Genomic DNA, 23457 nt, shown 5'->3' on the forward strand with positions numbered 1-23457 from the left:
CTGGTCGTGCCCGCGCAGGTGTACGTGTAGGCGGGGGCCGTGCCGGCCTCAACCCAGCCCGTGGAGCAACGGTCGACGACAACCTGCAGGCCGTTGGTGGCGTCGGAGTCCAGCTTCGTGCTCGTCGTGGTCGCCGCCGTCGTCAGCGTGACGGCCGAGAGGTTCTGGTTCCCGGCTGCGTTGCTCAGGGTGACCGCGCGTTGGATGGTGTCGCCCGGGACGATGCCGGTGGCGGCGACGTTGAGCCGGTTGGTGGCGGCGGTGGTGCCGAGGGCAATGTTGACGGTGCCGGAACCGACGGCGGCGCTGGCCGAGGTCGAGGAGGTGAACGCACCGTAGGTGCCCAGTCCTGCCACGCCGGCGGCGGTGCCGACCAGGGCCAGGGAGGCGATGACTTTGCCGGTGGTGGTTTTCAGGCTGAGACCCATGATCGTTGTCCGTTTCCGTGTTGTCCGTGGTGGCTGTGCTGCCCGTGTTGTTGTTGATTCCACTGTGGTGCAGGAGTTTTAGGACGGTGCAGGGATCCGGTCAGGGTTGAATCAAGATTGGTTAAAGATCAGCTCAAGAGACAGGTCGCCTCGCGCTGGGAAAAGCTGGCCGCGGAGAAGAAGAACCCCGGTCTCGGCTATGACGGGAAGCGCTTTTGAAAACAGTGAATTTCGCCGATGCGATATCCAGCGGGAAGATCCACATCAATGAATGCACCGTCTCGGTCGAGGCCAACGCACCGTTCGGCGGCAACCTGCTCGAGGCCCTGAGGGTCCAGCCTCCTCGTCGGTCGTTGCGTACGGCCGCTGACCGCGTGCGTTGCGGGCACCACCGCCGCCGTCGAAGTTCGCCTGGACCCGTTTCAATCGATACCGTTTCGATTGAGTGGATTGCTGGGTAAGGTTGTTCCTATGGCCACCGACGTTACTCGCCACCCCAATGCCTCGCGTGCGACGGGCCATGCCGGGGATGCTTCTCCCTTCGCTTTGGGCCTGCTGCTGCGCCGGGCGCACTGGCGCGCGGCCGCGGTGATGGCGGAGGCGCTGGGGCCGCTTGGTATCGAGTTGCGGCATTTCGCTGTGCTGATCGAGCTGGTCAATCGGGGTCCCACGGTGCAGCGGGATCTGGTGGCCGCTACCGGTTCGGACAAGGCGGGGATCATGCGGGTCGTGGACGACTTGGAGCGTCGGGGGCTGGCCGTGCGCAAGGCCGTTCCGGGGGACCGGAGGGTGCGGGCGGTGGAGATCACGGGCGAAGGGCTCGAACTTTTCGACGCAGCCCACGTGGCTGCCGGGCCACTTGCCGCGCGGCTGGTCGCGGAACTGGGTGCCGGCGAGCCCGAGCGGCTGATGGATCTACTGACCCGCCTTGCCGATACGCCAGACGGCAAGCCGGAATAGCACGGCGTACCGGCACAGACGCGTGGACGCCGTGTGACACCCCGGCCTGGGGCGTCACACGGTGTCCGTGGGTCTGGGCTACGCCACGCGCGCCGCGATTTCCTTGGCCTTGGTGGCTGCGTCCTCGAAGGCGCGCTTGCGGGAAGCCTCGTACAGGGGAATGAGTTCTGACATGGCTGGGTTGCGGGCGGCCATGGTCAATTCCGGGATGATGAAGTCCAGGTCCAGGCCGAGGGTGTCTTTGAGGACGGCTTCGAGGTAGTTCTGCACAAACTCGTAGCCCTCGCGCGGGGTGCCCGGTCTGTAGGAGCCGCCACGGCTAGCGACGACGACGGCTGGCGTGCCCTGGGCGGACCGGGACTCGCCCGCGGTGCGGCCGAGCAGGAGGACGTTATCCAGCCATGCCTTGAGGGTCGAAGGGATCGAGTAGTTGTGCATCGGGGCACCTATCAGGACGGCATCGGCCTGCTCCAACTCTTCGATGAGCCTCACGCGCGCGGTAAACGCTCTGGACTGCTCGGGCGTGCGTTCTGACGGGGAGGCGTAACCGGCGGACCAGGCATCGGCCGTGATATGCGGGATGGGGTCCGACGCGATATCGCGGTAGATCACCGCACCCTCCGGCTGCTGCTCCTCCCAGGCCCTCCGGAAAGCGGCGGTCACCGAACGGGACGAGGACGCTTCGCCGGGGAAGACGGACGAGTCGATATGCAGCAGTGTGGTCATGCGCTTTCTCCTAAAGGTGGTGCTCCCCGGTAAGAGCGAGGGGATGAGGGGTCGTGCCCGGAGGTGGTCCGAAACAGGATGGTATTGAATGATACTATCTCAAGTGCAACGATATTGGTCCGGCAAATAGGAGCGTGGTTGATCATGGACGTCTATGAAGCGGTTACCAGCCGGCGGGCGGTGCGCGGATTCACCGACCGGCACGTTAGCAGCGAGGTGCTTGAGCGGGTGCTGTCCGCCGCGGCTTGGACGCCGTCGGGGTCGAACATCCAGCCGTGGCACGCGTACTTGCTGCGCGGCGCGCCGCTGGCCGAGTGCAAGAAACGCGCCGCCGAACGCCTGGCCGCAGGCGACCCGTGGGACGAGCCGGAGTATGAGCAGTACCCGACCGCGCTGAAGTCCCCGTACCACGAGCGCCGATCCGCCTTCGGCGAGCAGCGCTACGGTGCGCTCGGCATTGCCCGCGAAGACCTGGAAGCGCGCCAGAGGGCCGCGGCGGCGAACTGGGACTGTTTCGGCGCGCCCGCGGCCCTGTTCTGCTACATCGACCCCGACATGCGCTCACCCCAATGGGCCGATGTCGGCATGTACCTGCAGACCGTCATGCTGCTGCTCCGCGCCGAAGGGCTGCACAGCTGTCCGCAGATGGCGTGGGCGAAATTTCACAAAACCGTCGCGGAGGTCCTCTCACCGCCTGAGGAGCTCATCCTCTTCTGCGGCTTGTCCATCGGGTACGAGGACGACACGATGGACTACGCCCGGACAGGCCGGGCGTCCCTCGACGAGACAGTCACGTTCGTCGATAGCCTCTAACACACACCCCAACGAAAGGAATGTCATGAAGATCGCAGTCATCGGCGGTACCGGGCTGATCGGGTCGCAGGTCGTCAACTACCTGAACGCCGCCGGACACCAGGCAGTGCCGCATGCGAAGTCCACCGGAGTCGACGTGATCAGCGGCACAGGCGTGGAGGAGGCTCTCGCGGGCGCCGACGTCGTCGTGAACTTGACGAATTCCCCGACCTTCGACGAAGCCTCGCCGGCGTTCTTCCAAACCTCGATGGACAACCTCCTGGCCGCTGCGCAAAAGGCCGGCGTTGGCCACTTCGTCATCCTCTCGATCGTCGGCGCGGACCAGGTGCCGGAGCTGGACTACTACCGTGCCAAGGTGCTCCAGGAGAAGATCCTCGCGGGCGGCCCCATCGCGTACTCCATCGTCCGGGCGACGCAGTTCATGGAATTCATGGACGCAGTCCTGTCCTGGACCGCCGACGCCGACACCGTCCGCTTGCCCGCCACGCCGATCCAGCCGATCGCCTCCAAGGACGTGGCCGAAGCAGTGGCGGAAGTCGCCGCAGGCGACCCGCTGAACGGCACCCGCAACATCGCCGGACCCGAGGTCTTCTCCTTGGACGAACTGGGCAGGATCACCCTGGCCCACAAAGACGACAACCGTACCGTCGTTACAGACCCCACCGCCGGCATGTTCGCCGTCATCAAGGGCGACGCCCTTACCGACAAAAACGCCCACCTCGCCGCCACCCGCTACGAAGACTGGCTTTCCTGAACCGCTCCCAACCTCCAGTGCGATCATTCCAAGATGGCGGCGGGATTATTCGAAGACGGTCTGGCAGGCGCCGGGCTTTGCTGCGGCAGATCAGGGGCCCCTTCGTTGAGGGGGACCCATCAGTGCCTACTACGGTTGCTGAGCCGCCGGGCATTCGATCAGGGCGCAGCGAGACGCGCCTCGGGAATCGTCGGCTCGAATAGTTCGATTGGATTGCCGGACGGGTCTTCGATCAGTACCTGTTTTCCGCCCACACCCTTCACGATGTCATTCCTGAAAGGAACGTTTGCGTCGCGAAGGGCCTGCGCGGTTGCCGCGAGGTCTGCCACTTCCAGTGTGAAGCGGTTCCAGCCTCCCGGCGCCGGACTGCTCCCGTCGGGCATGCTCTGGCCTCCGCCGCCTTGGCCGCCTGGAGCGCTGAGCAGCAGCCGCAGTTCAGCTCGGTCGAGCATGGCGAAAGGCGGGGCGGGATGCATGACGAGCGTGAATCCCAGATGTTGACAGTAAAAGTCAATCGCAGCATCAACATCATCGACGATGTAACGCACGCTTACGCTGGGCATGAGGCGACCTCCTTGCTCTCTCAGAGATACGCGCCGCGCGACTGCCTGTCAACGCGACAAGCGCCCCCGTTTAGAGGATCGACACCGCGCGAACCCGCACAGAGCAGGACGCCGTTACGGTTTGCCTGGAAGACCGCGGACGGGCGCACGTTCCAGCAGATGGAAGACATGGCGCTCACCCCAGCGCCTGACCTCGTGATCGGAAACAGAAGCGGTGCACGGTGGGTCAACGGGCGCGCAATGCCCCGTTGTCGAATCGTGGCGGCGTTCTCCGCGGGATGCGGCTATGAAAATCGCAGCGCGCCCCGGCAAGCCGTAGCCCGCCGGGGCGGCAGTTGTCTGTGCATCAGTTTTTCTTGAGGTTCACCGTAGTCGTGGTTCCCAGCGCGCTGACCTTGTAGCTGATGGTGCCGGCTTGGTGCGTGAAGTCCTTGGTCGCGTGTCACCTCCATCCATGTGGAAGCCGCAGACACGTCCGGTGACCGGATAATCTGTGACATGCCCCTGGAATCGTTATCAACCGGTGAACACCCCGACGGGCCGGAGTGCGGGGGACCCTTCAGATTGAAATCCGTGCACGTTGCCCTCGACTGAAGTACAGCGTGTTGACGATTCTTCCGCCCCACCAGGGCGAAGGAACCGGGACCTGCGCGCCGCGTATCCGTAACTCGCGTGCGGTGGGTGAGGATGGAGCCATGTCACAGCGCATCTGCGGTCTAACAGGCGTGAATCATCAACACCTTGGATCGGTTTCGGGGATCCAGCCCGAATGCCCATGAGCCGATGAGGCTCCGGTACGCCGGAGCATGCCGGCTGTGCGGCACCTCGCTTCCGGCCGGGACGGAAGCGATCTACGAGAGCGAAACGAAGACCGTCCGGTGCCTGAAGTGCCCCAATGGGACGGATTCCCTGTCTTCCGATCCGGAACCAGCCGGCGCGCAGCCGTTGCCCAGTGAGTCCGGAGTTGCCGGGTCATCGGCCCGGCGTGAATACGACCGTCGCAAGGCGAAGGACGAGGAAAGACTCCGGGGGAAGTCGGGCCGGTTCGGTGGCCTCGCACTTGCTCTCTCCGACGAGCGCTAAAGCACCGAGGCCTGGGACCGTGGCGCGACCGGTGAGGAACGCCTCGGCGCCCGGCTGAATGATCTGAAATCCGATTCCGTCGCGGTCCTTCACGACCGGCGGATCCCCGGCTCCAAGGCCAACATCGACCACATCGCCATCACTCCCGGCGGTGTCTGGGTGATCGATGCCAAAAGGTACAAGGGACGGCCGGAGCTGAAGATCGAGGGCGGCATCCTTCGTCCACGTCTCGAGAAGCTGCTCGTCGGCCGTCGTGACTGCACGAAACTGGTCGATGGGGTGCTCAAACAGGTCGACGTCGTGCGGGACCTTATCGGCGATGTGCCGGTTACCGGGGCGATGTGCTTCATCGACGCCGACTGGCCCCTGATCGGAGGCGCCTTCTCGACTCGCGGCGTTCAGGTACTCTGGCCAAAACGACTGGCCAAAGCACTGGTGGAGCAATCCGGCAACGTTCATGTAGCGTCCATCCTTGAACTGGTGGCCACCCGGCTCCGGTCTGCCTGACCTTAAGTTGCCCATGGGCAAAAGAAGCCACGTCAGGACCGGTCCTAGGCGACGAGCCAGTCCGAAATTCCGAGCGGCGAGAACGGGTCCATCCTGGATACAGGAAATACATCGAGACGGGGCCGGCGACGGCCGCCCGCTCCTGTGACCCGGGCACCCCCAAGGCCGCCGTCGATCCTGAGCATCGCGAGTTCAGCACAGCCCGAGGCACCCTGACAGGGCCCGGCGGCCCCGCACTGAGGGGCTCCCCGAAAGTTGGACTGTGGATTCACTTCCGACCTCGGGGAGCAGTTCAAGCAAACCCGGCAGCCGCTCATCGATGCCTCTGGACACCTGAACCTGAAATAAGTCGGCCGTGTAAGTCTTTGGGTTGGGGACGACCCAGGACCGAGTAATTAATGAATCGCTGAAATACGTCGAGGCGTTAACAACAAGTAGTGGCCTCTCCGGCGGCTGCGACAGGGAATGAGTAGGCTTTTCAACGTCTCAGAGCATCGGGCCCGGTTCGGCGGCGGATGGCGCACCTGCTGTCGTAGCGGTTTGCCGGGGCCATCATTGCCTCGATGGTCCCGGCCCGGTGCGGGATGCGTCCCTCGAGGGGTAGGTGTGACCTTATGCGAACGTGGACTTTCTCCCGCATGGGTGCAACAACAGGTGCATTGGCCCTGGTGGGCGTCCCGAGGGCACCGGCGGCATCTGCCGCCCCAGCCACTATCCCGGTCGTTATCTAGCCCCCTTAACTGGACGTCAGGATCTGTAAGGGTCTGGGCCCATGCCGGTGTGGCTGACAGGCTATAGAGGTCCCTGTCAGTAGCTTGGATCGAATGATCCCAGACCCGAAGTACAGTCTCAGCAAGGCACTGATGCCCGACGGCGTCACTGAACGCTTCGTGATCGTGGGCGATGACGACCGGGTGCATATTTCGTCATCGTGGCTGCTGTTCATGGCCGACACGGGCCGCTCGCCCAACACCATCAGGAATTACGGTGCGAGGGTCGCTTGGTACTTGTCGTGGACTGCGTTGACGACCGATTGGCGCGCAGTCACGCTCTCGCACCTGGCACTGTGGCGTCGGGCCGTCGAAATTAGTCCAGTGCGGAAGACAAACGGTCAGTCCTCGATGAGAACAGCAAAGACCGTCGGCCTATGGATGGTGCCTCTGCGCTCCTTTTACGAATGGGCTGATGCCGAGGGGCTGGTGACGACCGATGTTGCGAGCCGGATGACGCAGATGAAGTATTTTGCCCCCGGAACCGCGGCTGGCGGGGAGCACGGAAGGAGACTGCGGGTCCTCACCGAGGTGCTGCGACCTGCGGGCACACCTGTCGAGGCACCCCCTGAGTGGATCGACGATGCCGAGGCGCGGCAGAGGTTGGAGACCTTGACCCTCCCGACACGTGATCGATTCCTCATCGACCTCATGTACAGGACCGGCATCCGAGCCGGTGAAGCACTCTCGCTCTTCACCGCCGACCTGCACTTCGGCGGTGGCTCCCGCACGCTGGGCTGCAGGCATGCCGACCCTCACTTCCACGTACGGGTGGACAACACGGTTGAGAACAATGCCCGTGCCAAAGGCCAGCCACGATTACTCTTCGTGGACGAAGACCTCGTCGAGGGGTACATCGACTATCTCCTTGAACGTGGCCGCATCCTTGGCAGCAACGACAAGTCCGCGCACGTCTTCGTCAACATGTACTCCCACGACGAGTCCCGCGGCCGCGCCATGAGCTACTCGGGCGTGAAAAAGCTGATTGCCCGGTGCGCCAAGAGAATCGACTTCGATCTGACGGGACCACATATGCTCAGACATACACTCGCCACGCGCCTAGTGCGTGGCATCGGTTGCGAGGCCCAGGACCTGGACGTCGTCCAAGCTATTTTGGGCCACGCGAGCATCGACTCGACGAGGATCTATACCCACGACCTGGAGTCCGCGAAGAAGGCCGCGCTGAAGTCGCTTGCGACCCGGACGATCACTCTGGCCCATGAATAGCCATCCGTTGCGACTGGCCTCCCCGCTGATTGCTCCTGAACCCGCGGCAGCTGAATCCTGGAGCAAGAATCTGAAGAGCCTCATCGTCCCATCCTGGCGACCGGGCGAGTTCGAAATGGGCAGGTTATTGTTGGTCCCCGACAAGTCCAACCCCCATACAAACCTGAGCTCATGCATCCGCAGCGGCTGCGGCGTGCTGCTGAGCAAAGGGAGAGTTTGCCCAAATTGCCGTGGCGACTGGGCAACTTCAAGAGTCCAAGGCATCACTTTTAACGAGTGGGTAAGCCAGCCCCGCGACCGCCGAGAGGTGATAAAGGGCTGTCTGGTGCCGCAGTGCGCGCGCGGACACGCGAAGCTTGGTTTGTGCAGCGCACATTCGGCGACCTATCTCAGGAACCGCGGCGCGTCCGGCCCGGACGTGCCGACCGTAACGGATTGGCTGGCAGATCGTCTACCCCCGGCCTTGCCCCCGGCTACCGGGTGCTCTGCGCACCTTTGCGGCAGAGACCGAAGGAACGTTGAACCGCTCTGCGAGGCGCATCACAGACGATACGAGAATTGGCGCAAACAGCAGCGACACGAAAAGGGCGAGGATTCCATCCTCCTGTGGCTTGATCGCGAGTACGAGCCGCCGATGAATCCCGATACCGCCGCAACTTACGGCTCCTCGAGCGCGACCCCCTTCGGCCTCCTGAGCGAGCCGCTCCGGTGGGAGTACCTGTATGCCGTTCAACAGGGGGATCTGACAGGGCGGGTCCACCTCGCAGCATTCGAGATCCGCTCAACGTACCTGGCACTTCGCCGCAGCGGACTGACCACCGTAGTCGGCGAGACAGACCTGGGCCGGTCGGGGACGGGCAAGAACCTGACGGGCAGGCTCGCTGAGTGGCAGCGCCTCATCGACGACGCCCATCGGGTGTGGTCCGGTGTCGACAACCGCGACCCCCAAGTGATTCACCTGCAAGACCTTACGATGCGGAAGACCGACCGGCGTGTGGGGCCCAACGCCATCCTGGACCTCCGGTCGATCCAACACGCATGGATTGCGGAGTCGGTGACCTCCTGGGCACAAGCTTCTCTGCAGGCACCGGTCCAGCTCCTGCAGGCAGCGGCAGCATGGAGACTAGCCGACGAAGTCCTCACAGCGCGCAAAACACCGAAAACTGCTCTCGGGACCGCCGACATGGACGCAGTAATCCGAGCGATCCGGAAGCGCTGGACGAACGAAAGAACACAATACAGGCACATTGCCGCGATCGATCGAGTCATCAAGTTCGCTCGCCGCGACGACGCGCTGGAAGCGAGTTGGAGAGATGTCCCGAGCCGTTTCGCGGTAGATCCCGGCCGTCATGCCCCGGTCGGGACGAAAGAACGCTCCGCCTCCAATGCCGACGAACCATTCAGATTCGTACCGCAACCGATCATTGACTGGATCATGGATCACCTGCATCTGATCGACCGCAAAGACTCCTACCTCACAGCCGAGGCCCGCGCCATGATCTTCATCCAAGAGCGATGCGGTCGCAGAACCGGGGAGACGGTCGGGTTGAAAGATAACTGCATCTCCTACGACAACCAAGGCGCGCCCTATCTTGAATGGCGAAAAGGCAAGCCTCCGTATTCACCCGGCAAGAGACTGCCGATACACCAGGAAACCCACGACGTGATTCGTCAGTGGCAGCAGATCAAACGGGAACGAGACGTGCAATCCCAGTGGCTGTTCCCCTCACTTCGATACAGCCGGGCGGATAAGACCTACGGACCGGGGTACCTGCCGATCCGGGTCAAGGAACTCATCCAGCTAGTAACGAGTTCCGCTCCGTACACCGATCCCGTTGAGGGGCCGGAAGGTAACCTCGTCCACTTCGACCTCTCGACCATCGACCCGTACTCCTTTCGACATGCCTTCGCGCAACGCCTCGCTGACGCCACCGACCAGGAAGGTCGCTCCTCGACACCTCCGGACGTCCTGCAGGACTACATGGGCCATCTGAATTTCAACACCACGATGGCGTACTACCAGGTCACCGCCAAACGCCGGAAGAAGGCACTCAGCGCGATCCCGGCCAGACGGCTCAACCTCCACGGCCAAGTACTCCAAGCAGACCGAGAGCGGGACGGCTTCGGCAAGATCGCCGTGGCGCTGGGCCACTGCACAGAGCCGCAGAACGTGGCCGCCAACGGCCACTTCTGCGCACTGGAGCACTCCTGTGAGTCCTGCCCGTTCTTCCTCATCGACCCGCTCGAGCGCGACGGAATGGACGCCAAGAGACACCACCTGCGGGTCAAGTTCGAGCGCGCACAGGTAATCCAGTCTCCGCAGCACATCCTCGACCACTACCAGGCCCGCATCAAGGACTGCACGTCGATCATCGACGGCATAGACGCCTACATCGACGAGCTCAACGACACGGAGCGGGACACCATCCGGCACGCCCTCGAGAGCATGGCCGAGATCCGCCGCAGAGCGACCGCCCCGCGAAGCATCGACCTCCGCCACTTGCTAAGGAAGGAGGACACCAATGTCCTCTAAGAAAGCCGTTGATGCCCTTCGCCACTATCGCGCAGAACAGTCCCAACGGAAGCAACAAAACGTCCTCCAAGCCATTGAAGATCTCACAAACGACGGCAAAGACATCACGATCGCTTCCGTAAGCCGAGCCGCCCAGGTGTCCCGGGAATTCATCCACAGCCACCACTATCTCCACTCGGCCGTCAGGCAAGCCGCGCAACCTACGCAGCCCCGGACGGCTGCGGCGGCTGGACCGGCGGAGGCCAACGTGACGCGGGGACTCCGGGCGGATCGGGAGATGCTTCTCGGCCGCATCGAACGACAGAGGGCCCAGATTGCAGAGCAGCAGGCACGTCTCCAAGAGCACGACCTGCAGCGCCAGCGCTGGTTCGGCGCACAGCTTGCAGGCGCGCAGGCCGTCGATCCCGAAGCCCATGCTGAACTGCGCACAACGAACGAGCGGGTGATTGCAGACAACATGACCCTCACCCGGCAAGTTGCAGAACTCCGACGGCTCATTAACGTCCTCCAAGGTGATCTCGCCGCCTCCAGACAAGCGCATGAGGAGGACCTTCGAATCCTGCAAAAAGAGCCTCCGGCTGTGATCCAGTTCGACCGCAAGACGACGAGGCTTTAGCGCCATGCGGCGGGATTCTTCGGCGGGGCCGAGGATAAATTCGACGGGTTGTCGTGGCGGTCCAAGAGACCATTACCGTATTCAATCGGCACACAAGGTACAGCGGGAACTTTTGTGCTCGCGAAGACATGAATGGGTATGGAGACCATGAGCTCGTCCGTCTCAGACCAGGTGTTGTGGGACCGTAGCGTTGCAGGCGATGCAGATGCCTTCGGCGACCTGTTCGTTCGACATCGCGACGCGGTCTACAACTACTGCTTCCGCCGAACGGCCTCGTGGGACGCCGCGGAGGACCTCACGTCAGCCGTGTTCTTGGAGGTCTGGCGGGGCCGACGACAGCTGTCTCTGGATCGTGGGTCAGCGCTGCCATGGCTGATCGGAACCGCGTCGAATCTCGTGCGCAGCAGGATGCGGTCCGCTGCGCGACGTTTCGCTATCGAGCGTCGGGCGGCTCCCCGCGGCGAGGTCACCGACCCTGCCGACGACCTCGCCGAGCACATCGATTCCGAGCGGCAGATGGCCGTCGTGCTGGCGGCCATAAGACGCCTGCCCCGAGGCGAACAAGAAGTCTTGGCCGCGTGTGTCTTCGCCGAGCTTGACTACAAGGCAGCCGCGGCCGCCCTGCATGTGCCGATAGGCACAGTGCGCTCACGGCTGTCCCGCGCCCGGGCCCGGCTTCAGGAAACCAACCGACCGCAGCAGAACGAGGGGGAATAGACGATGAACATCCTCGATGAAATTCCAGCCATGCGGCGCATGCCCGAAGACGCCGAGTCCCGCGCATGGGCGCGAATCAAAGACGGCATACAAGCCGGCGAGGAGAAAACAGCGCACCGCCGGCCCCCCGCGAAATGGCGCTTCACAGCCGTGGCTGCGGCGGCTGCGGCCGCAGCCATCGCCGCGGCGTTCCTGATCATCCAGCCGTGGGCGGGCACCGGCGGTCCGCCCCTGTCGGCCCCAGGGCCGAGCAGTTCGATTACCTCCTCACAGTCTCCTTCGAATCCCGGCTCGAGCCCTCCCGGTATCCCAGGCGAGCCGATCATGCTGATCGGATCGACAACCCCGGTTGCCGCAGCATCACTCTGGCCGGATGTCGTGTTTCCGGTGGTGCCGAGCACGGGGCGCTCGATAGCCCAGGCCGGATCGGTCATCGTTGAAGCAGGGTTGCAGGGCAGCACCTTGATCGTGGCCAACAGCTCTGATTCGGGCGCCACATGGACGACCAACCAAGTTGCCTTAGCGACCGCGGTGCCATACGTCGACGTGTCGCTTTCCGGTGACGGCAAGCATTGGATCGTCGGCCCGCCACACGAGGGAGGGGCGACGGTATCGACCTACACGGGCGCCTACGTCTCGACGTCAGGCGGTGCCCTCCAGCGGGTCTCCCTGCCCGGCCAGGCATCACATGCCGCCTGGGCCGGATCAACCCTACTCGTGAGCGGCGGAGCCATGGACACCCACCTCTGGTCAAGCACCGACAACGGACAATCCTTCACCGACATCAGCCCGAGCGTCCAAGGATCCATGCCGACGCCGGGGTACCAGGGCGCGCCGTCGATCTCACTGCTGCAACTGGGCAGCGGGATGGCAGCCATCTCACTTGCACCGAACGGAGCAGCCAGCACGGCGACCGCCTACGTGACGAGCGACGGCGCCACGTTCGGCAAGGGCGCCTCGGCGGATTTGCCGAACATCGCCCCAGGGCCGCTCAACGGCCTTGCCAGCACCTACGGCAGTGACGCCGTCATCGTGACCAGTGCCGCACAGTTGCTCAAGGTCACAGCCGACGCCCAGTTCCAGCCGCTCGCGATGTCGGCGATCCCATCTGGGGTGAACTCGCTCGGAATCCAGTTCCGAGACGCCGTCAGAGGCATCGCCAGCGCCACCAGGACTACGTGCGCTGACGGGAAGACCGGCTGCACCACGATCACCACCCGGTACACCACCGCCGACGGCGGGGCCCACTGGACCCCAGCACCATAAGCACACCGAGTCCCAAAAAGCTTATGATGGCGGGTCCGACAAACGAACCGGCCATCAGCCTTCTCCCTGGCGCCCCGAGACAGCGAGGGCCAGCCTGCTTAACACGACCAGACTTCGCCCACTGCTCGAACGTGGTCTTGAAGTGTGGATAAGAGCGGCTAGTGGTTCGTTCGCACTAGGAAGTTCGGTGCCTGCTGGCTCCACCCGCCCTCGCTCTTGACGGACTCCAAGGCCTTTTTCGCACCGGCAGGAACGACCAGCCAGCCAGCTTCGGTCCGGTCCGGTGATTCCGTCTTCAGCCCGTAGGCTTCGAAGCTTTTCAGGAGCGTGCACCCCATGGATCGGCCCTGTCCTGCGGAGTCGACAGGGACGATGCAGATCTTGTCGCCGGCCGGCGCACCGTAATAAGTGTAGTCATTGCTCTTTCCCAAGAGCCGGGTCTGTGAGGGGTCGATCAGATCCTTGGGCAGGATGGCCAGTGCCGGGGCGGGAAGCTTGTCCGTTTGCTGTTGTGGTCTGGACAGCGACTCGATGATCCTCGACGCGTCCAGGGAATTATCCGGAGGCGTCAGAACAAGTGCGGCCGCACCTCCAGCAGCGCCCACAAGGACCAATCCAAGAAATACTGCTTTGATCTTGGCGGGTAGCTTGCGCAGCGTCACGACTGCCCGGCGCGTCCAGCTCGAGTCCGGCGGCATCCTTGGCGTGGCATGAACGAAACCTGCCTGGTGCATTGCCGCTCGCTGCCTTGCCGGTATCCGTGCGGGCGCAGCCATCTCCACGAGCTGGCGTCGAAGCACCTCGCTCCTGTCACTCTGGAACTCGTATGCACTCATGATTCCCTCCGTCCGTGCACAGCGTGATCATCAATTTCGTGCTCGTTGGACACTTCCTGGTACAAAATTCCGAGCCTTGCTTTGGCCCGGTGCAGTCTCGATTTCACGGTGCCCTCGGCGATCTTGAGGACGGTTGCCGTTTCTCTGACACTCAGTCTTTCGACGACGCACAACGTCAAAACATCGCGCTCCATGGGTCTAAGCCTCTCGAAAGCCTGCCGAAGGGATACTGCTTGTGCCTCACGTTCATCAGCGTCCGCGAATTCATCGGCCACATCAGGGCCGGCCGCCGGCGGAGGGAGCTGGATAAGCAAGGTCCTGTACCGTCGTCGATGCCGGATCTCGTTGCGGATCGTATTGTTCGCAGTGACCAGCAACCAGGCCACGATCGAGCCATTGACCATGCGCACATACTCCCGTCGGCGCCATGTCTCGTAAAAGACAATGGCGGTGACGTCCTCAGCGGCGTGAGGGGATCCTAGGAGTCTCAGCGCGTGGCGCAGCACCCTGTCCCGATGACGATCGAACATGGCACCGAAAGCATCACCATCGCCGTTGATGACAAGCCGCCACAACTTCTCGTCCGAGCATTCCGAGTCCCCATTCATACTCCATAGTGTCCGGACCGCGGAATTGGTTCCATGCTTTTCAACAGAACTTTTCCCACGCCAAGGATTCGAAAGCCTGATGCAACTGTCTGATTCCCGCGAAGCCCGCTGACTTACCCGTAGGCGGGGCCCACTTGACCGGCGCCACCCAATTCGACACTTTTGGCTCCGTCAAAACCAATGCCAGACATCCCTCATGAGCCAGACGAGGAACGCCGCGAAAGCAAAGGGCGGCAACAGATACAGCACCCAGGTACCTGGCTTCTGCAGTCTGGCCATGGCTTCTCCGTTCCCTCAAATCAGTTAGGGGTCAACTGAATATGGCGGTTTGGTTCAGGACCGGTGTGACGGCTTTTGCTGACCAACCCGCAGGGCCGTTAGGAACGGATTCAGTTTCAGTCGTTGCGTCTGATGTGAATCCCTTTTTTATGTGGACCAGGAGCGGGGCCTCGACGTTTGACCCGAATCCATACAATCGCTACTGCAGCTACGACTGCGACGATGGGGATGACCCAGCCAAGGACTTCGAAGACTTCGCGCGGCATCTGGCTGACTCCTAGTCGTTGAATGTCCTTGCCTGCACTCGTTCAACCGAGATCAGCATCTCACTGGGCTGCGGCTCCGTAAACAGTGGAGCGAAACGCCCGGTTCCATGCTTCAGAGGGACCCAAGTGCCTGACAGTCTCTGACGGCGGTTCACTCGGTTTCATGCCCGAAATCGAACGAAGGGCTAGATAACCGCCGGTATCACTCCGTCCGGAGTGGCGGTGAATCCGGGCACACACACGGTCTATGTCGTCAACGCCTCCGCCGGAACGGTATCGGTGATCAGCGGCTCGGGCGTGACCAGCACAATCCGCGTCGGCGGCACCCCGCTTTGCGTGGCTGTAGACCCAGAGACACACACCGTCTATGTCACCAATGTCGCCGGCATCAAGAGCGGAACGGTGTCCGTCATCAACGGAACCACAGTCACCGGAAGCATTCCCGTCGGCAGCAACCCGGATGGGGTGGCTGTGGACCCGGAAACCCACACCGTCTACGTCACCAATTCCGGCAGTCGCACACTGTCGGTCATCAACGGTAAAAAAGTAACGAACACCATCCCCGTCGGCTCCAGTCCGGCAAGGGTGGCGGTGGACCCTTGGACACACACCGTCTACGTCACCAACTACGCCAGCGGCACAGTATCGGTCATCAACGGAACAACAGTGACCGCTACCGTCCCCGTCGTCGGCAGGCCGCTCGGCATCGCAGTGGACCCGGGGACACACACCGTCTACGTCACCAACAACTCCAGCGGCACCGTGTCCGTCATCAACGGAACAACCATGACCGCCACCGTCGTTGGCAGCGATGCCATTCCCGGTTCCTACGAAGTTGCGGTGGACCCGGAGAGCCACGCTGCATATGTCACCAACAACAACGGCACAGTTTCCATCATCAACAGGACCACAGTCATCACGGCCGTCCCGGTCGGCAGCTCCCCGCGAGGGGTCGCGGTGGATCCGGCAGCTCACCTGGTCTACATTGCCAACTCCGGCGACGGCACAGTGTCCATGATCAACGGGAACACCAACCCCGGAGGTAAGGACGACGGCAAGGACGGCGGCTGGATGAACTATCGACAGTTCAAGAGCCTGGGGCAATGCCTCGCGTTCGTGAACCACCCTCACCAGTGATGAGAACTGCCGCCATTTTTCCAGGACTAGCGTCCCCCGTGCCTGCGGTCCCTGCCCAAGGCTGTCGCGGCGATCTCCCTAATGCGGGCGAGGCCCTTCCGTTAGCCGGTGGTAAAAGTTTCCGCCCGTCAGGAAGCGCCGGGGGGTTCCCGACGATACACCCCCCTTGCGCAGTACCTCCCTCCCGCCGGCTTGGAACGCGGTCCCCCGACGGCGCATGAAAGAGAGTGCCCGCCCGGACGGATTGAACTGAAAGGCCCTTGGTGCAGCGCATTGCAGGCACGTCGTCTTTGACCGAAAGTCATTCACACCCCAGAACTGCGAGGACGCAAGGACGGTTTTTAGGTGCACCCATGATGCATCTGGATGCGGTGGGGGTCGGAGAATCTTGAGCGTGGTCTCCGTTGGCGAACCGGCGGGAAGGTTGTGCCTTCGGAGCGAAAACCGGGGCGCTTGAACAATCAATGAAGGAGGAAGAAGGGGAACAGCTCCCATGTGCCGCAGCAAGGTCCGGGAGCCCCTTCCAGCGAGCTGCACGAACCAGCAGAAGGTTTGTTCCAGCCAAGCCTACCAACCCGGCAGATTCCCTGCGGCCCGCGGGCGTTTGAAATATGCGACCACATGAAACCCGACGAGTTGATCCGCGGTCACCACGCTGAATTTTGGATGGTCTGACGGATGTCCGAGCCGCCCATCGATGTGGTTTCCGTGCGCTGGTGAAGAACTTCCCGACGGCGAGCACCGCCTCGGAGGCGGATCCGTCCATACCCTTGCCCGGCATTCCGTTTTTACCCCGCATTCGTCTGGGCCATGTCCAACACGGAGGTTCTCCGCGTCATTCCAAGGCCCCGCACCGTCTCATGGCAATCAAAAGGGGCCTGCACACGAATTCGGGGGAGGACCACCGACGCGCTCTTCGGCGGCGCCCTGCTCTTTGCGCAATCGTAAATCGCCGCGGACGAGAGACCGTCCTATGCCCGCAGCAAGCTCGCTTCTTGTGATCCGGGTGTGGTTAGCGGGCATTTGTCCGGCCAAAGATGGTGTGGACATTGTCCACGCGGTGTACACGTCATGCTGCAGAACACCGGCGAGTCTGTGTTGTGGATGGGATGAAAGTTAATGTCGCCGTTTACCGGTCTGATAGTGTTGCTAGACCTTTTCGCAGCACAGTCCGTGTGCTGGCACGCCTGCACAGGAGGCACTCCATGGCTGAAATCTTGCCGGACTATTCGGGTGAGTGGCGCTTTGACCCCACCCACACCCGCATCGGTTTCTCAACGCGCCACGCAATGGTGACCAAAGTGCGCGGGGCGTTCAACGACTTTGAGGGCGCCATCCACGTCAATGCCGAAAACCCTGAGCAGTCGTCGGTACGGATGACCATCAAGGTGGCCAGCATCGACACTCGCAATGAGGACCGTGACCAGCACCTGCGTACCAACGAATTCTTTGACGCACCGCAGTTTCCACAGATCACGTTCTCCAGCAACCGGGTGGACCAGGTCGACGACGGCCACTTCATGGTTGGGGGCGACGTCACCATCCGCGGAGTCACCAAGGAGATCGCCATCCCACTGGACTTCATCGGCGTCGAACGTGACCCCATGGGTAACCTCCGGGCGGGCTTTGAAGGCTCACGTCGGATTGACCGGCAGGACTTCGGTCTCACATGGAATGCGGCTCTTGACTCCGGCGGGGTCCTTATTTCGGACAAGATCACCCTTGAATTCGAAATCTCAGCCGTGAAAGTCGAAGAACCGGCGGCCTGACACCCGCCGATCCGGTATCGCCCGGACTCAGCATCTTGGTCGCTGGCACGGAAAGCGCCAACGATCAGTTTTACGGGAGTGGGATGTCTCTTCCCGACGGCGGGGGCGATACGTTGCTGCCCTCCAGGTTGGGGAGCAGGGCGCGCAACGTCTGGATGGTGTCGGCCTCCGCGGCCGTCTTGTCGTCACGGTAGCGCTTGACGCGTGCGAACCGCAGGGCGATTCCACCGGTATATCGGGGAGAGCGTTGGACGCCGTCGATGGCGATCTCGACCACGGTGACCGGCTCGGTCCAGACCGTTCCTGCGGTACGCCGCACCTCCAGCTCCTGGAACCTCTCGGTCTGCCATTGCAGCAGAGCGTCGGTGAGGCCCTTGAAAGTCTTGCCTACCATCACGTAACCGCCGGGTTCGCCGAACTCGCCCACGGTGTCCAGGGCTCCGAGGTGCAGGTTCGACAGCAGCCCGGTGCGCCGTCCTGACCCCCATTCGCAGGCGAGCACCACCAGGTCGTAGGTGAGCACAGGCTTTACCTTGATCCAGTTCGATCCCCGCCGCCCGGCGGCGTAGGCTGAGCTCACCGCCTTCACGACCACACCCTCATGGCCGGCCGTCAGTGCATCGCGCGACACACTTTCAGCAACAGCCGGATCCGCGGTGATTTTCCCCGGGATCCGCAGAGCGGGGGCGATGCGCTTGAGCACGTCGATACGTGTGGACAACGGCTCGTCGAGCAGGTCGCGCCCGTCGATGTGCAGAACGTCGAAAAACCATGGATGCAGCAGCATGGTGCGCTCCGCGTTCGCCCCGAACCGAGACATGGTTTCCTGGAACGGGCGGGGGCTGCCGTCCTCGTCGAGGGCCACGGTCTCGCCGTCGAGGATCACATCCCGCACGGGCAATCCGCGCACGATCTCCACGACTTCAGGCAGCCGGTGGGTCACTTCGGCCAGCGTGCGTGTGTAGATGTGCACGTCGGCGCCGGCACGATGAACCTGGATGCGTGCGCCGTCGAGCTTGTATTCCACCGACGCTTCGCCGGTCGCCTCCAGCGCCTCGCTGGCACTGGCAGCGGTTGCGGCGAGCATGGGCAGAACGGGACGTCCGACGACGAGGCCGACGGCGTCAAGCTGGGCCGCGGTACCCGTGATCGCCAGCAGGGCGGTTTCGCCGAGATCGCCGGAAAGCATCGCTGCGCGGCGTACGGCCTCGACGGGCCGGCCGGCGGCGCGGGCGACCGCATCCGTCAGTACGCCTTCGAGTGCACCGGTGCGAAGTTCTCCGAGCAGCACGCCGGCGATGAACGCCTGTTCTCGTTCGGTGGCTTCTGCCATCAGAGTCCGCAGGGTGGCGGCGCGTTCCACAGTCGAGCCAGCGCCTGCGGCCGCCTGCAGCTGGTCCAACGCGGCGTCGAGGTGGGCAATAGTGAGATGAGGCTCAGGAGCGGATTCACCCCTGGCGGCCCGGATGCCGATCCAGCCGACCCCGACTCGGCCTTGGCGAGGCTTAGCGGTGAGCAGGCCGACCGCCGTCGGGATTTCCGCGGGGTTGAGCCGAAGCAGCAGGTCTGCAAGTTCGTTAACCTTGGCGAGCCGGGAGCGGGTGGCCGCGACAGCTTCCAAGGTCCTCACGAGGACGTCGAGCAGCATGGCACCAGTCTGTCACGTCGGCCGGCTATGGACACCGATGAAGCGCCTACGATGCGGGTCACACGGCCGGGGCAGCTGGCGAAAATCCTGGCACTTCTGACTCCTGCGATCAGGCCCGCGGGTATCCCGACCCCGCATCGGCCGTTGCGCCGAGAATTAGAATACCGATTGACGGCACCTCGTATCTGCACGTTGAAATTGCACCATCCTCGAAAAGGGAGCCCATGGACACGCAACCAGCAGCAGCCACGCTGGCGATCCTCGCACTTGCCGCAACCCTGCTGACCGGCTGCTCGGGCGACGACGGACAAACCGACCAGAACCCCTGCGGCGACACCGGGAAGCCCTACACCGGCGACAGCGGAGGAACCGCGACATTCGACGGCGAACGCCAAGCCCTCATCACAAAAGCCGGCGGCGGCAGCGGTGGAGGGAAGGGTAGTGGTTCAAGCTCGGGCGGAGGATCCAAATCAGGAGGCTCGAAGTCCGGAAGCGGAGGCGGAAGCTCAGTCTCAAGGTCGTCCTCCGCGAGCAGCGCATTCCGCAACTCCACCGTGACCGGCTCCCGCACGTTTACGGCATCCAACGGGACCAAATACGCTGTCGCCCAACGAACCAACTTCCCCATGAGGGTCCCCTTCTACGCAACCCCACTACCATCTGCCTACCGCCCGGGAATGCACTACAGCTACCTGACCTGGTTGATGTATGGAAACTACCCAGGATCGACCAGAATCATCGAATGCAGATGAGGCAGGTGCGTCTGAATGAGCCACCGCAATACTGCCCTGTCCAGCAATCCCAAACGACAGCATGCAAAGAGACTTTGTGTCGGCGGCCTTTCAACCGGACGTTAAGAATCTCGGAGCCCAACCAGAGTCCGCTCGCCGATACTGGAGGGCGGACTCCCGTCCTACCTTGACACGGACCAGGCACGCCGGTCTTCCGGGCTTGATGGATTGTTCATCCTGTGTCCTTCGTAGTTTGGTCTGATGGTCAGTAGCGGCTCAGGGGGTATTTGCTCCGGGTGGAAAAGAAAACGCATTCCGACGACAGACATCAGTACAGTTGCACCGGGTTGGACATCTCACCGACGCAGTCCGCCGAAACGTGAACCGTTTGGCCGGGGGCGAGGGTGGCCCGTCCTGGAGGGCTGCCCGTCAGGATCAGATCCCCGGGCTCAAGGGCGAAGATGTCTGTTGCGTAAGTGATCAACGAGGCTACGTCCATGACCATGCCGGCTGTTGTTCCCCGTTGTACCTCGACCCCGTCCAGGATCCCGCGCAGTATGACCTCGTCGGTGTCCAGCTGTGTTTCGATCCATGGCCCGACGGGGCAGAACGTGTCGTAGCCTTTGGGTCGTGTCCAGTGTCCATCGGCCATGTAGTCGCGCGCGGTGACATCGTTGGCCACGGTGTAGCCAAACACATGGTCCAGGGCGTCGGCATGTTCAATTCGGCGTACCGGGTTCGCCCCGAGAACCTGAATTGGCGTTTGCCCGTCAGCGGAATCAAGGACGGCGGTTCGAAACTGCCAATCGGGGTAGTGAGAAACCGCCATTACATGGCGGGCACGACGACTTGTGACTCCGTCAGGCTGGCAGCAGGTGCAACCCAACCGGCTGCCTGCAGGGAACCGCACGGTCTGCGGGGACGACGTCGGGAAGTGCAGCCGTCGTCCCCTTTCCCTCAGACGCTTGCTTGGTAGGCCATGACCCGCTGTTCGACAACAAGATGGATGAGGGCGAAGACGTGGTCATTGTCGATGGCGGCCAGGGCCGCGTCCAATGCAGCCGGAACATCCTTGTCCTGGGTGACGGTGATGCCGAAACCGCCAAAAGCCGTGGCCATCATGGCGAAGTCCGGGTTTTTCAGTTGCGTGCCGGACACGCGCCGGGGGTAGTGCCGTTCCTGGTGCGTGCGGATGGTGCCGTACTCGCGGTTGTCCATCACGATGACCAGCGGCGTGGCACCATACTGGGCGGCGGTGGCGAGCTCCTGGCCGTTCATGAGGAACTCGCCGTCGCCCGCGATGGTAACCACCCGTCGTCGGGGTTCGGCGAGTGAGGCCGCGACGGCGGATGGGATGGAGTAGCCCATCGAGCCGTTCCGGGCGCTGATCATGGAGGCGTAACGGCGAGTGGGGAAGTACCGGTGGGCCCAGTTGGTGTGCTCGCCGGCGCCGAAGGTCACCAGCGCGTCCGCTGTCAGCCTGGGGACCAGGTTCGCCATCAAGGTATCCATCCTGGCCGGCCCGTCAGCGGGAGTTGGCGCGGGCAGCGCGGCAAAGGATTCTTGTTCGGCCCTCATTCGGCCCGTCCACGCCTTCCACTCCTCTTTTACTTCCAGCTCGATTCCTGCCAAGCTGCGGACGAAGGCCCCCGGTTTCGCCAGGATTTGCCTCGAAACAGGACCCGAACGCCCGCGCAGGGAAGGGTCGACCGTGACCAGGAAGTTCTTCTTGGTCCAGTCCTGCCGGCAGACGAATCCATCCGTAATGACGTCGCCCGGGACTGTCCCGACAAAAACCAGGAGGTCGGTCTCCTCGAGCAGGTCGTAGGTGGGACGCGGGCGCCCGTACCCGATAGGACCGACATAGGAGGGGGAGTCGAAAGGGACCGTTCCCTGGGTTCGCCATTCCGCGGCGGCTGGAATATGGTGCCGCTCGAGCCAGTCAGTGAGTTGCTCAGCCGCGGACGGGGTCCAGTCGTTGCCGCCGGTCACGAAAAGCGGTTTGTTGGATGAGGCCAAGGCCGCTTTCAGGGCCTCGGCGTCGTCGCTGCCCATCCCGCCGGTCGCCACCGGGATGGCCGGGTGGATGGCCGGATCCACGGGTTGCCGGAGGATGTCCTCCGGCAGACCCACCACCACCGGCCCCGGCCGGCCACTCATCGCGGCAAATATTGCCTCCGCCACGATCTCGGATGCACGCTCGGGGTGGTCCAGGACCATGACGCGTTTGGCGCCCGTATCGAACCATGCCTTGATGTCGAACTCCTGGAACGCTTCACGGTCCCGGTGGGCGAACGGAATCAGGCCCACGAACAGGATCATCGGAGTCGAGTCCTGCCAGGCAGTGTGGAGGCCCACGTGGGCGTTGGCGGCGCCGGGGCCCCGGGTGACCATCGCCACCCCGGGCAGCTGGTTCATTTTGCCTTCAGCCTCGGCCATGTACGCGGCCCCGCCTTCGTGTCGGCACACGATGGTTTCTATCTGTGAGTTGTGCAGTCCGTCCAAGACATCGAGGAAGCTCTCGCCGGGAACCACGTAGGTTCGTTGCACGCCATGTGCTGCGAGTGAATCAACAATCACATGCCCGGCGGACTTCATGGCCGGTGCCGAGGAGATGGAATCGTGGCGGGAGCGGGGGAGCTTGTGTTCAGGGGACTGTCCGGTTTCGTGAGGGACGTCGGTTGGGATCAGCGTGGACTGGGGCTCTTTTGTCATGGGCTTTCTTTGGTTGACGGGGCTGTTTGTGAGCTGCGGGTATTTATTTCAAAGGCGTTGGGTTCGCGACGACGGGGGAGCTTCCGGTGTAGCCGTCGCGGGCTGCGGCGAGTTCGTGGATTTGTTTGCGGCAGGCGTACCAGCCGGCCACGATGAGGGCGCAGGCTATCGCTGTGACGAGCATGGTGAGCGGGGAGTCGATGAATACCATGACCAGGACGCCTGCCAGGAACAGGATCGAGAGGTAGCCCGTGTAGGGGGCGCCGAACATCCTGAAGGACGGGCGTTTCAGCCAGCCTTTGTCGGCCCAGCGTTTGAGCTGGAGCTGGCACAGGACGATCGTGGCCCAGGTGACGATGATGCCCACGGAGGCCACGTTCAGGACGATTTCGAATGCGTCGGAGGGCACGAGGTAGTTCAGGGGCACGCCGAGCAGGGAAACGCCGGCGGTGATTGCGATGCCGCCGTACGGGACACCGGCTTTGTTCATGCGTTGGGCGAATTT

The 23457-nt window shown here is 63.0% G+C and carries 20 protein-coding genes and 1 pseudogene; 12 read left to right on the forward strand and 9 right to left on the reverse strand.

Translation table 11 applies throughout. The annotated features are described in order from the left end of the window. Nucleotides 1–428, reverse strand: a 428-nt coding sequence (locus E1809_RS24845; RefSeq protein WP_235835770.1) for a CalY family protein, incomplete at its 3' end; no start/stop codon positions are given. A gap of 471 nt (nt 429–899) precedes the next feature. Here E1809_RS24845 and E1809_RS24855 point away from each other — a divergent pair. Beyond that, nucleotides 900–1388: a MarR family winged helix-turn-helix transcriptional regulator gene (locus tag E1809_RS24855; protein ID WP_133206907.1), complete on the forward strand. Its 489-nt coding sequence runs from the start codon at nt 900–902 to the stop codon at nt 1386–1388. 78 nt (nt 1389–1466) lie between these two features. Here E1809_RS24855 and E1809_RS24860 read toward each other — a convergent pair whose 3' ends face one another. Further along, nucleotides 1467–2114, reverse strand: a complete 648-nt coding sequence (locus E1809_RS24860) for an FMN-dependent NADH-azoreductase (RefSeq protein ID WP_133206908.1) — start codon at nt 2112–2114, stop codon at nt 1467–1469. 144 nt (nt 2115–2258) lie between these two features. Between E1809_RS24860 and E1809_RS24865 the strand changes: the two genes are divergently transcribed. Both E1809_RS24865 and E1809_RS24870 read left to right on the forward strand, forming a co-directional pair. Next, nucleotides 2259–2927, forward strand: coding sequence for a nitroreductase (locus tag E1809_RS24865; RefSeq protein ID WP_133206909.1), 669 nt, complete (start codon nt 2259–2261; stop codon nt 2925–2927). A gap of 25 nt (nt 2928–2952) precedes the next feature. Beyond that, nucleotides 2953–3681 (forward strand): SDR family oxidoreductase, encoded by a 729-nt coding sequence (locus E1809_RS24870; protein ID WP_133206910.1) that lies wholly within the window; start codon nt 2953–2955, stop codon nt 3679–3681. 158 nt (nt 3682–3839) lie between these two features. On the opposite strand, the gene E1809_RS24875 is transcribed toward E1809_RS24870, so the two are convergent. Next, on the reverse strand, nt 3840–4244 hold the full coding sequence (locus E1809_RS24875; protein ID WP_133206911.1) for a VOC family protein: 405 nt from the start codon (nt 4242–4244) through the stop codon (nt 3840–3842). Nucleotides 4245–5390: 1146 nt separating this feature from the next. On the opposite strand from E1809_RS24875, the gene E1809_RS27610 reads away from it, so the two are divergent. The 6 genes from E1809_RS27610 to E1809_RS24905 all read left to right on the forward strand — a co-directional run bounded on the left by E1809_RS27610 (nt 5391) and on the right by E1809_RS24905 (nt 12963). Next, on the forward strand, nt 5391–5834 hold the full coding sequence (locus E1809_RS27610; RefSeq protein WP_235835772.1) for a nuclease-related domain-containing protein: 444 nt from the start codon (nt 5391–5393) through the stop codon (nt 5832–5834). An 824-nt stretch (nt 5835–6658) separates the two neighbouring features. Beyond that, entirely contained in the window at nt 6659–7831 is a 1173-nt protein-coding gene (locus E1809_RS24885) for a tyrosine-type recombinase/integrase (protein ID WP_133206912.1), read from the forward strand. A gap of 634 nt (nt 7832–8465) precedes the next feature. Further along, nucleotides 8466–10364, forward strand: a complete 1899-nt coding sequence (locus E1809_RS24890) for a tyrosine-type recombinase/integrase (protein WP_205754328.1) — start codon at nt 8466–8468, stop codon at nt 10362–10364. Beyond that, on the forward strand, nt 10354–10980 hold the full coding sequence (locus E1809_RS24895; protein WP_133206913.1) for a DUF6262 family protein: 627 nt from the start codon (nt 10354–10356) through the stop codon (nt 10978–10980). Before E1809_RS24890 ends, E1809_RS24895 begins: the two co-directional genes overlap by 11 nt. 147 nt (nt 10981–11127) lie before the next feature. Next, complete coding sequence (locus E1809_RS24900) at nt 11128–11697, forward strand: RNA polymerase sigma factor (protein WP_133206914.1); 570 nt, start codon at nt 11128–11130, stop codon at nt 11695–11697. A gap of 3 nt (nt 11698–11700) precedes the next feature. Further along, nucleotides 11701–12963, forward strand: coding sequence for a hypothetical protein (locus E1809_RS24905; RefSeq protein WP_133206915.1), 1263 nt, complete (start codon nt 11701–11703; stop codon nt 12961–12963). 158 nt (nt 12964–13121) lie between these two features. Here the strand turns inward: E1809_RS24905 and E1809_RS27615 are convergent, their stop codons facing one another. Together E1809_RS27615 and E1809_RS24915 are read right to left on the reverse strand one after the other, a co-directional pair. Further along, nucleotides 13122–13799, reverse strand: coding sequence for a hypothetical protein (locus E1809_RS27615; protein ID WP_235835771.1), 678 nt, complete (start codon nt 13797–13799; stop codon nt 13122–13124). Then, nucleotides 13796–14407: an RNA polymerase sigma factor gene (locus E1809_RS24915; RefSeq protein WP_133206916.1), complete on the reverse strand. Its 612-nt coding sequence runs from the start codon at nt 14405–14407 to the stop codon at nt 13796–13798. Before E1809_RS24915 ends, E1809_RS27615 begins: the two co-directional genes overlap by 4 nt. Nucleotides 14408–15174: 767 nt before the next feature. Here E1809_RS24915 and E1809_RS24920 point away from each other — a divergent pair. Next, complete coding sequence (locus E1809_RS24920; RefSeq protein WP_133206917.1) at nt 15175–16089, forward strand: YncE family protein; 915 nt, start codon at nt 15175–15177, stop codon at nt 16087–16089. A 1205-nt stretch (nt 16090–17294) separates the two neighbouring features. Beyond that, entirely contained in the window at nt 17295–17858 is a 564-nt protein-coding gene (locus E1809_RS24925) for a YceI family protein (RefSeq protein WP_133206918.1), read from the forward strand. 70 nt (nt 17859–17928) lie between these two features. On the opposite strand, the gene E1809_RS24930 is transcribed toward E1809_RS24925, so the two are convergent. Continuing rightward, on the reverse strand, nt 17929–19506 hold the full coding sequence (locus E1809_RS24930; protein WP_133206919.1) for an ATP-dependent DNA ligase: 1578 nt from the start codon (nt 19504–19506) through the stop codon (nt 17929–17931). Nucleotides 19507–19730: 224 nt separating this feature from the next. Between E1809_RS24930 and E1809_RS27205 the strand changes: the two genes are divergently transcribed. Continuing rightward, nucleotides 19731–20258 carry a hypothetical protein gene (locus E1809_RS27205; RefSeq protein ID WP_205754329.1) on the forward strand — a complete coding sequence of 176 codons (528 nt, stop codon included), beginning with the start codon at nt 19731–19733 and terminating at the stop codon, nt 20256–20258. A 307-nt stretch (nt 20259–20565) separates the two neighbouring features. Here E1809_RS27205 and E1809_RS24940 read toward each other — a convergent pair whose 3' ends face one another. The 3 genes and pseudogenes from E1809_RS24940 to E1809_RS24950 form a co-directional block, all read right to left on the reverse strand. Beyond that, nucleotides 20566–21066 carry a fumarylacetoacetate hydrolase family protein gene (locus E1809_RS24940; RefSeq protein WP_133206920.1) on the reverse strand — a complete coding sequence of 167 codons (501 nt, stop codon included), beginning with the start codon at nt 21064–21066 and terminating at the stop codon, nt 20566–20568. A 128-nt stretch (nt 21067–21194) separates the two neighbouring features. Beyond that, complete coding sequence (locus E1809_RS24945) at nt 21195–22835, reverse strand: thiamine pyrophosphate-dependent enzyme (RefSeq protein ID WP_235835773.1); 1641 nt, start codon at nt 22833–22835, stop codon at nt 21195–21197. Between the two features lie 160 nt (nt 22836–22995). Next, nucleotides 22996–23457 (reverse strand): annotated as a pseudogene (locus tag E1809_RS24950) (amino acid permease); the annotation flags it as partial.

This window comes from Arthrobacter terricola, assembly GCF_004354015.1.
Lineage (GTDB): Bacteria > Actinomycetota > Actinomycetes > Actinomycetales > Micrococcaceae > Arthrobacter > Arthrobacter terricola.